The organism is Myxococcus sp. AM011 (assembly GCF_013372595.1).
GTDB classification, from domain to species: Bacteria; Myxococcota; Myxococcia; order Myxococcales; family Myxococcaceae; genus Myxococcus; species Myxococcus eversor.
The window spans coordinates 1-9,629 of record NZ_JABXEM010000351.1; the positions used below are offsets into that span (position 1 = coordinate 1).

The 9,629-nt window shown below is 69.5% G+C and carries 8 protein-coding genes; 4 read left to right on the forward strand and 4 right to left on the reverse strand.

Annotated features, from left to right (window positions below):
* From HUW62_RS42725 to eutB, 3 genes are all read left to right on the forward strand, one after another.
* Positions 1 to 537: response regulator (locus tag HUW62_RS42725; RefSeq protein ID WP_176437711.1), on the forward strand; the 537-nt coding region annotated here is incomplete at its 5' end.
* Positions 534 to 1,688: a hypothetical protein gene (locus tag HUW62_RS42730; RefSeq protein WP_176437712.1), complete on the forward strand. Its 1,155-nt coding sequence runs from the start codon at positions 534 to 536 to the stop codon at positions 1,686 to 1,688. The genes HUW62_RS42725 and HUW62_RS42730, both read left to right, overlap by 4 nt.
* Positions 1,689 to 1,800: 112 nt before the next feature.
* On the forward strand, positions 1,801 to 4,080 hold the full coding sequence (eutB, locus tag HUW62_RS42735; RefSeq protein ID WP_176437713.1) for an ethanolamine ammonia-lyase subunit EutB: 2,280 nt from the start codon (positions 1,801 to 1,803) through the stop codon (positions 4,078 to 4,080).
* A gap of 81 nt (positions 4,081 to 4,161) precedes the next feature.
* Here the strand turns inward: eutB and HUW62_RS42740 are convergent, their stop codons facing one another.
* Positions 4,162 to 5,649 (reverse strand): NAD(P)/FAD-dependent oxidoreductase, encoded by a 1,488-nt coding sequence (locus tag HUW62_RS42740; RefSeq protein WP_163865831.1) that lies wholly within the window; start codon positions 5,647 to 5,649, stop codon positions 4,162 to 4,164.
* Positions 5,650 to 5,830: 181 nt separating this feature from the next.
* Positions 5,831 to 6,670 (reverse strand): zinc metalloprotease, encoded by an 840-nt coding sequence (locus HUW62_RS42745; RefSeq protein ID WP_240356371.1) that lies wholly within the window; start codon positions 6,668 to 6,670, stop codon positions 5,831 to 5,833.
* A gap of 207 nt (positions 6,671 to 6,877) precedes the next feature.
* Between HUW62_RS42745 and HUW62_RS42750 the strand changes: the two genes are divergently transcribed.
* Complete coding sequence (locus tag HUW62_RS42750; protein ID WP_176437714.1) at positions 6,878 to 7,996, forward strand: tetratricopeptide repeat protein; 1,119 nt, start codon at positions 6,878 to 6,880, stop codon at positions 7,994 to 7,996.
* A gap of 21 nt (positions 7,997 to 8,017) precedes the next feature.
* Here the strand turns inward: HUW62_RS42750 and HUW62_RS42755 are convergent, their stop codons facing one another.
* Both HUW62_RS42755 and HUW62_RS42760 read right to left on the reverse strand, forming a co-directional pair.
* Positions 8,018 to 8,767: an energy transducer TonB gene (locus HUW62_RS42755; RefSeq protein ID WP_176437715.1), complete on the reverse strand. Its 750-nt coding sequence runs from the start codon at positions 8,765 to 8,767 to the stop codon at positions 8,018 to 8,020.
* A 165-nt stretch (positions 8,768 to 8,932) separates the two neighbouring features.
* The coding region (locus HUW62_RS42760; RefSeq protein ID WP_255203956.1) for a response regulator transcription factor at positions 8,933 to 9,629 on the reverse strand (697 nt) is incomplete at its 5' end.

Consider the following 9,629-nt stretch of genomic DNA (forward strand, 5'->3'; position numbering starts at 1 on the left):
GGGCTGGGGCTGTCCATCTGTCTGTCGCTGGTGCAGGCGATGGGGGGCCGCATCGAGGTGACCAGCGTGCAGGACTGGGGGAGCACCTTCCGCGTGGTGCTGCCGGCCCTCGCGGTGGGCACGGTCGCCGCGCCCGAGGCGCCGGTGCTCGGCGTGGTGGTGCCGCTGGCGGTGCGCCGCAGGCTGCTGCTCATCGACGACGAGCTGTCAGTGGGCAACTCGGTGAGCCGGCTGGTGCGCGACGTGTATGACGTGCACGCGGTGCAGGACGCGCGCGAGGCGCTGCGACGCCTGTCCACGGGCGAGCGATTCGATGCCATCCTGTGTGACCTGATGATGCCGGGAATGAGCGGAATGGACTTCGTGGTGGAGCTGGAACGACTGGCGCCCGAGCTGGTGCCGCGCACCGGGCTGATGACGGGTGGGGCCTTCACCGCTCAGGCGCGGGAGTTCGTGGGCCGTCACTCGCGGGGGCTCCTGGAGAAGCCCTTCGAGCGCGAGCGGCTGTGCACGTTCGTGGAGCACCTCTTCCCGTGAGGCGAGCCACCTGGCGGAACCTGGGCCTGGGCCTGGCCGTGGTGCTGGTGGGCGTGGTGCTGCTGGGGCTGCACTGGCTGCCAGGCCTGTCGTTCGTCGTCCGAGCCGCGGGGATGGAGGGCTCGGTGCCCGAGGTGGTGGCCCGGTGGCGCAATGGGCCTTATGAGGTCAGCGACCTGCGGGTGCCCACCCGGCACGGCGAGGTGCGCGCGCGCCTGTACCGGCCTCACGAGGTGCGAGGGCGCACGGTGGTGCTGACCTCGGGTGTCCATGCCGAGGGCATCGACGAGCCCCGGCTGGTGAAGCTGGCCAAGGACCTGGCGACGGGCGGGCAGACGGTGCTCACGCCCGAGCCGCCGGACCTCCTGCGCTACGAATTCACTCCACGGCTCCCCGACGTCATCGAGGACGCGGCGCTGTGGACCGCCTCGCGCGAGGACCTGGCGCCCGGCGGGAAGGTGGACCTGTTCGGCATCAGCTTCTCGGGAGGGCTCTCCATCCTCGCGGCGGGACGGCCCGCGCTTCGAGACAAGGTCGCCGCCACGCTCTCCTTCGGAGGGCATGGAGACCTGCCCCGGGTGTTGGCCTTCCTGTGCAGTGGGGTGTTGCCGGATGGCTCGCGCCTGGCGCCGCATGACTACGGCGTGGTCATCATCCTGCTCAACGTGGCGGACCGGCTGGTTCCACCCGAGCAGGTGGAGCCGCTGCGCGAGGGCATCCGGACCTTCCTGCGCGCGTCGCACCAGACTCAGAAGGACGGCAAACTGGCGGAGGAGACGTTCGCCCATGCACGGGTGCTGCAGACCCGCATGCCCGAGCCGGCCTCGAAGCTGATGGGGTATGTGAACACGCGGGACGTGGCGGCGCTGGGGCCGCTGCTCCTGCCACTGGTCCAGGGGTTCGCCGCGGACCCGTCGATGTCGCCGGACCGGTCTCCCGCGCCAGCCGCGCCCGTGTATCTGCTCCATGGCGCCGGGGACACGGTGATTCCAGCCATGGAGTCCGTGTTGCTGGCGGAGGCATTGCGCCCCTACACGGAGGTACACCAGCTCTCCACGCCCCTCATCAGCCATGCGGAGGTGGACAAGAAGGCGGGGGCGGCGGACGTGGTCCGGATGGTGGGCTTCTGGTCGGGCCTGCTGGCCGAGTGAACCGGCCCCAGGCCCCGTCCGACTGGGGAGCGAGCCCTCAGGCGTCCTCCACCGGACAGCGCGGTGCGGGCATGGCTACCGGAATGGAACGCCGGATACATTGTCCCGCGTCATGAGCGTCAGTCTCCGTGACGTCCTCACCGGTGAGGACGTGTTCGGCTACATCCATCGGGTTCAGGGTTCCTTCGACTCGCGTCTCTTCCAGCGGATTCTCGGCGCCGCCAATGCGTTCAAGGAGGGCGACGAGGCCCTCGGTATCGCCGCCGCCGACGAGGACTCCCGGGCCAATGCCCGCGCGTTGCTGGCTCGCACGCGGTTGGGCGAGCTGCATTCGCACCCTCCCTTCGAGGACCGGCTCCACGCCTTCATGATGGAAGCGTTGGACGTGGAGCTGCTCCAGCGGCTGGGTGACTGGACGCTGGGACAGCTCAAGTCGTACCTGCTCACGGCCGACGAGGCGGACGTGAAGTCCATCCTGGGCGGCCTGGGCAGCGACGTCATCGCGTGTGTCGTGAAGCTGATGAGCGACGCGGAGCTGAAGGCGGTGGGCTCGCGCATCTTCCATCCGCTGCCGGGCAGCAATCTGGGGGCGAAGGGATATCTGGGCGCGCGGCTCCAGCCGAACTCGCCCACGGACCACCCGGAGGACATCCGCTGGCAGGTGTTCAACGGCTGGTCCTTCGCGGTGGGCGACGTGGTGCTCGGGACGAATCCGGTGTCGTCCGCGCCGGAGTCCGTGGCCGCGGTGGAGTCCGCGCTGCACGACATCCTCGTCACCTTCGGGCTCACGGAGGTGATGCCTCACTGCGTGCTCTCGCACATCGACGTGCAGGCGAAGGTGGAGGCCCTGCGGCCCGGCTCCACGGGCATCTGGTTCCAGAGCCTGGCGGGCAACGAGGCGGCGAACCGCACCTTCGACCTCACGCTCGAGAAGATGTCGGCGCACGCGGCGAGCCGGACGGGGCGCTACGGGCTCTACTTCGAGACGGGGCAGGGCGCTGACGCGACGAACGGGCACCACTTCGGTTGCGACATGCTGGTGCATGAGTCACGCAAGTACGGCTTCGCCCGGGCGTTGAAGGCGCGCGTGGCCCTGGCACAGCTCGGCGCGGGGCGGGCGCCGGCTCCGTGGGTGCATGTGAATGACGTGGCGGGGTTCATCGGTCCGGAGGTGTTCCGCACCCGGGAGCAGTTGGTGCGCTGCTGCCTGGAGGACATCGTCATGGGCAAGCTGCACGGGCTGATGATTGGCCTGGACGTGTGCTCGACGCTGCACATGGACGTGTCGCTGGATGACCTGACCTGGTGTCAGGAGCAGGTGGTGGAGGCCGCGCCGGGCTATCTGATGGCGCTGCCCACGCGCAATGCCCCGATGCTCAGCTACCTGACGACGAGCTTCCAGGACCACGTGCGGCTGCGAGAGACGAAGGGGCTGAAGGTCGATGACCGGATGTGGGCCTTCTTCCAGTCGCTCGGCGTCATCGACGAAGCGGGGCGGCCCACCGAGCATTTCGGAGACCCGGCCTGGGTCTATCTGCAGTATCGCCGTCGCAAGGGGGACGTTCGCTCGGACGCGAGCATCCTGGACGAGGCGCGCTCCGAGATGGCGGCGGTGCGTGAGCGGAGCGTGCCGCTGGCCGTGGGGCATGGCGAGACGCCGTGGGAGCTGGAGCCGTCGCTGGAGCGGGAGCTGCGCGCCTTGTACGAGGACGCGAAGGTGGGGCTCTGGTCGGAGCTGACGGACGCGGCGGTGGCTGGGATTCCCGAGGCGGTGATGCTGCGCACGTGCGCGGAGGACCGTCGCGACTACATCCTGCATCCACCGGCGGGGGAGCGGCTGGACGGGGCTTCCGAGCTGGCGGTGCGGATGCTGCGGCTGCGGCACGAGGGGCGCTGGAACGCGCAGATTCTCGTCTCGGACGGCTTGGATGCGCGCTCGCTGATGGACGAGGGGCACCTGTCCCCATTCCTGACGGAGCTGCGGCGTGAGCTGGAGGCGGGAGGGTGGAAGGTGGCGCCGGAGCACCTGGTGCTGAAGCACGGACGCGTGAGGGCCGGCTATCAGGTGGGTGAGCTGTTGTTCGGTGAAGCGGAGGACAGCACGCCGCGAGCGCTCATCCACGTCATCGGCGAGCGCCCGGGCTCCGGGCACCATGCCTTCTCCGCGTATCTCACGGCGCCTGCCGCGAGCACGTGGTGGCGACAGGGCAGGGCGGACCACGACATCACCCGGCTCATCGCGGGCATCTCCAACACGAGCGTGCGTCCGGAGTCAGCGGCGCGAGAAGCGGTAGGCATCCTCGCGGAGCTGACCGCCACGACGCGGCTGCCGCTGCCTTCCAAGGGCGGAGTGACGGAGCTGCGAGCGGTGCCGGAGCTGGCTCATCGCTGATTCGCGATGCTCGCCGCGAGGTGACCGGCCACGACACGCGGCGGCGCGGAGGAGCGGAGCCTTTCGCATGACTGAGCTGGCTCATCGCTGATTCGCGATGCTCGCCGCGGTGCGCACGCCGCCCACGGCGGTGGCCAGCGTGCTCTGACCTGGAAACACCGAGTCACCCACCAGCCACAGTCCCTCCATGACGCGCAGGGGGCCCAGGTGCTGGTAGTGGCTCCATCCCGCGCGCCGGGGAACGCCCCCCACCGCGCCGCCCTCCCGCTGCGTGAAACGCTGAAACGTGCGCGGCGAGCCCGTCAGCTCATGGGCGACTCCGGTCATCCACTCGGGTGCCAGTCGCTCCAGCCCCTCGCGCATGCGCGACTGGATGGCCGCGATGTAGCGCGCCTGTTCCTCCGGAGTCCCTGCGCGCAGCGTCTTCAGCGGGACGTGCGTCGACGCCGTCACCGTGCGGAGCCCCTCGGGCGCGCGGCCGGTGTCCGTGTCGCCGCTGATGGACATGAAGACGTGGTTGCCTTCGATGAAGGGCGCCCGAGGGTCCTGCACCAGCTCCAGATGGCTCGCTTCGGCGGCACCGACGCCAGGCGCTGTCACCACTCGATAGAGCATGGCCGCGCCCCAGCCCTCCGCGACACGCTCGGACAAGTCCCTCAGTCGGGGAACGCGCTCGGGTGACAGTCCCGCGAGCTTCATCACCCCGCTCGGCAACAGGTTGGCCACGACGTGTCGTGCGTGCAGTTCACCTCGCCGCGTCCGCACCCGCCAGCCTCCGTCCCGAGGCTCGATGGCCTTCACCCTGTTCGCCAGGAGCACTGTCCCCCCGCGCTCCTCCACCGCATGCGCCAGCGCCTTCGCCAGCACTCCGATTCCACCTCTCACGTGGCCCGTGCCGCGCCAGTAGTAGTCCATGGCCGCGAGCGCGAACGGCGCCTCCGCTTCCCCAGCCGAGCACTGAACGGTGATTTGACAGAGCGCATCCAGATATGTGCGAAGCGGCGTGAAGCGAGAGAGCCCCAGGTGCTCCAGCACGGCCCCCAGCGGTCTCCCCATCCATCGCGCGAGCGGCGCGTACCGGTGAATCCGTCCCGCGTGTCGAAGCAGCGCCTTGAGGTTCAGGGGCGGCAGCAGGTCCGGGTCATCGAACAAGGGCCAGAGCGCTCCCGCCACCTGTGCCTGAAGGTCGAACAGCCGTCGCACCGAAGAGGCTGGCGCACCGGGCAGCGCGCACAGCGAATCGATGAACCGGGCGCGATTCCGCGACACGGGCAACCGCAGCTCCGGCGTGCGCAGCTCCACCACCGGCTCCAGCCAGTCCACAGTCACGTCCAGCCGGTGCTCGCGAATCCAGCGGCCGAAGAGCTGGTGGGGCTCGAAGCCGGAGAACAGCGTGGCACCCGCCTCGAAGGCGTACCCGTCTCGCTGGAACGTGCTGGCGCAGCCACCCGGGTAGCTCAGCGTCTCGCAGAGCGCCACCCGAGCGCCCCGCCGCGTCAGCTCCAGGGCGGTGGCCAGCCCACCAAAGCCCGCGCCCACCACCACCACGTCGTAATCGAGAGTCGACATCGTCCGGGTCGGCGTCAACGGGACGAGGAGTCGAGGTCCCAAGTGGCTCGGACCCGCGCACCGGGCCCGAGCTGCTCCTAATGAAATCGCGCGCCGCTCGCGAGTCTTTCCCGCCGAACGTGGGCCGCTCGACACTGCCCACCGCACGGAAGCCCGTGCGGTGAACGTCCGCGCGCTTGTGTCAGCGATACATGAGCGCCATCGAGTCCATGCGAACCGACTGGCCCGGGGTGAACTCGGTCATGCACGCATCATCGGCGTAGCCCATGTAGTTGTGGATCGGGTCGGGCCCCGGGTCGGCCGGACACGAGTCCACCGCCACCGCGCACGTGTATGAGGGCTGGGCCCGAGGCGTGTCGCTCACGCCGTCGTCCGTCGCGCAGCCCGTCATGACGTGCATCAGGCCCAGCCAGTGCCCCACCTCGTGCACCGCCGTCTTCCCCAGGTTGTACGGCGCCGCGGTACCACCCGGCAACGTGGCATTCAGCAACACCACGCCGTCGTTGATCTGTGCTCCGGCGACGGTCCACGGAAACGTCGCCCACGCGATGAGCCCGGACCCGGGATTCGCCAGGTACAGATTCAGGGCGTCCTTGCCGCCCTGGCGCAACGCGGTCTTCGCCGCCAGTTCCGCCGCGCTGCCGGGCGCCATCCCGTACCACGTCGCGTTCGTCGTCCGAGTCACCGTCTTCAGGTCGAACACGAAGGGCGTGGCACTGTAGGCCGCGCGCAGCACGTCGAGCTGCGCGTTGATCGCCGCCAGCGGGACATCCCCATTCGCCGCCCCGGTGCCCCGGCGGATGACATGCACATAGGTCGGTATTCGCACCGAGCCCGGCGGCCGAACCACGCTCGCGCTCCGAGTCGACTCCCGCGCCACGCGAGTCAGCGTCTGCTCCGTGGGGTGCTCCGTCCCGCACTGTGAAGCGGTGACGTCGGGCTCCATCGGTTCGAGCCCTCCACCACACCCCCAGGCCAGCAGGCTCACCAAGACGAATGCCCTCGCGTTGCTTCGCTCCATGACCTGCCTCCAGTTTCGTGGGCGTGGCGGATGCGTCATCGCAGTGGCTCGAACTCAGGCACAGTCCGACATCATTGTAAAACGCGTCGGCCCGCGTCAGGGGCGGGAGCGCCTCCAGGGAGGATGAGCTTCAATCGTTCGCGAGCGGGCAAGCCCGAGGCGAGGGAGGCGTAGACTGGGAGAGAACGTTCACCGAAAGGGCTTCCCGTGCGCCGCCCCCTCGTCCTCCTCTGCTTCGTGCTCGTGGCCGGCTGCGCTTCTACGGGGAAACCCGTGCCCACTCCGGCGCCGGAGGTGGAGTCGGAGGCGCCGTCGAAGCCGCCCTTCCTCAATCCCGCGGAGATAGTGAAGCGGCTGGAGGCCTCCCAGGTCTCGTACAACATCGAGGGGAAGGACTCGCCTCCGGGGGGCTGGGCGGACCAGCTCTGGCCGCAGCGCGTGGCGCCGCGCGAGGCCCCACGCGTGGTGAAGGAGAACGGCGAGCTCGTCATCCTCGACTGGCCCGAGAACCCGAAGGCGCGGGCCCTGCTCGACGCGGCGGAGCCTCACTTCCAGGCGAAGCGCTACGAGGAGGCGGCGAAGCTGTACGAGCAGGCCACGAAGGTGTGCCCGGACTGCTATCTCGCGTGGAACTTCCGGGGAGACGCGGCGTACTTCGCGGGCGACGGAGCCACCGCGCTGGAGCACTACAAGATCGCGACGCGCATCAACCCGAATGACCACCGCTCGTGGTTCTTCCTGGGCAACGCGTACGCGCGGCTGGGCCGGTTCGATGAGGCGCTGGACTCCTGGGCGTGGTGCCTGGTCCTGAACCCGCGCTATCCCATCATCCGTCAGTTCTTCCGCACCAACTCCGGCCTGGGGCTCGTCGTCCGCGAGGATGCCATCGTCCCGCGGGGCTACGCGGAGCGGGCGGGCCAGGGTGTCACCATCCAGTTCGACCCGGACCATGACCCCGCCTGGCTCGCCTTCGCCAACTGCAAGGGGCTGTGGCTGGGCGAGCCGTCGCACCGCGAGGAGATGACGGGCACCATGAAGGAGCACTACACGACGGTGGAGGAGATGGAGTGCCTGGGCTCGGCGCTCATCGTCCACGCGAGCCAGAAGCACGAAGGTGCGGTGGAGCGCTCGGACCCGACGCTGGACCGCCTGGCCGCCATCACCGACGACGGCATGTTGATGCAGGCCGTGCTCTTCGAGGTGGGGGCCCGCATCCACCCCCAGGTCGTCCTCACGTTGGAGGACCCCGTTCGTCAGCGGCTCAAGGCGTATGTGCTCAAGCACGTCCTGGTGCCGGCGTCCGCCGTGGGAGGCTACGACTTGTGACGGACGCGCGGCGGGCCCAGGTCAGCGAGGCAGCTTGAAGCGGAGCGTGAACACGTAGGAGACGCTCTGCGGACGCCCCTGGAACGTCACGGGGCTGTATCGCCGGTGGTGCAGTGCATCCAGCACCTCCTCGTCCATGTGCGCCAGGCCCTTGAGGATGCGGCAGTCGCGCACGTCCCCCTCGCGAGACACGACGCACTTGGCGATGACCGTGCCCTCCACCCGGGCCATGAGGGCCCGGTCGGTGTACTCGAGCGGAGGGCCTCCCAGGAGCACCGGCTGCGTCATTCCCTGTCCGAACGGGAGCACCTCTTCGCCTGTGCTGTCGCCGCCGGGCCCCAGGTTGGGGATGTACGGCACGCCGATGACGGTGCTGTTCGGATCGCCCCTCGGGTCGCCACCCGGGATGCCGTCACCCGGAGGCACCGTCTCGTCGGTGTCAGACGCATTCGCCACCGGCTCCGGCTCGACGGGCTGCGGGTCGGCGGGAAGCGGGTTGATCTGCGTGGGCATCGTGGTGCGCTTGGGCCTGCGCGGCTTCGGCGGAGTGGCCTGCTTCGGCTGGGCCGGCGCCGCGTACCCCTTGGCCACCTGCTGACGGCCCTGGTACAGGGTCAGGACGTGCTCCTTCTCCGGCTCCTCGGGCAGCTCCGCGGGCCGTGAGGAGATGACGAGGACCGCGCCGAACAACCCCGCGTGGACCGCGACGGACCACCACAACCCCATGCCCAACCGCCCTGCACGCTGCCGCTCGATGACCGACTTGAACACGGAAGGCCTCCTCCCACCGACAGGCGCTCCCGGAGTCCACCGCACCACGCGGTGATTCTCCGACGTGGGCAGTTGGCTTGGAGCGCCCCGTCCACGCACCACTCAAACTACGGAGTCGGTGACGTGGAATGGCCGGAGGCAGTCCATCTGTTGGTCATGGTTTTGTCATGAGGCGGAGACCTCCATCCGGTAGCCCACCCCGCGAAGGGTGTGGATGGTGAATCCCGAGGCGCTCGTCCAGCCGAGCTTCTTCTTCAGGTTGGAGACGAAGTTGTCCACCGTGCGCGGGTCCACCACCACGTCCCGGCCCCACACCGCGTCCAGGATTTCTCCTCGGGGCAGCGCGCGCTCGCGGTGGCGAAGCAGATAGGCCAGCAGGTCGAACTCCGTGCGCGTCAGCTCCACGCCCGCGCCATCCGGCTTCGTCACGGTGCGGCGCCCCATGTCCAGCGAGTAGCCGCCGAATGTCGTCACCTGAGCGGGCGCCGTGCCCGCCCGGCGGACGAGGGCGCCCACGCGCGCGAGCAGCTCCCGCAGGCGGTAGGGCTTGGTGAGGTAGTCCTGCGCCCCGGCGTCGAAGCCCCGGACGATGTCGTCCTCGAGCGAGCGCGCGGTGAGCATCATCACCAGGCTCTTCACGCCCTGCGCGCGCAGGCGGCGGCAGAAGCTGTAGCCGTCCTCGCCGGGGAGCATCACGTCGAGGATGAGCAGGTCGAACTCGCGCTGGAGCAGGAGCGGCTCCGCGTCGCGGGCGCTCGGAGCCTCGGAGACGATGTAGCCCTCGTCCAGCAGGTTGTCCCGGAGCCCGACGCGCAGGTGCGCATCATCCTCGACGATGAGGATGGAGGGACGGGTGGAGGAG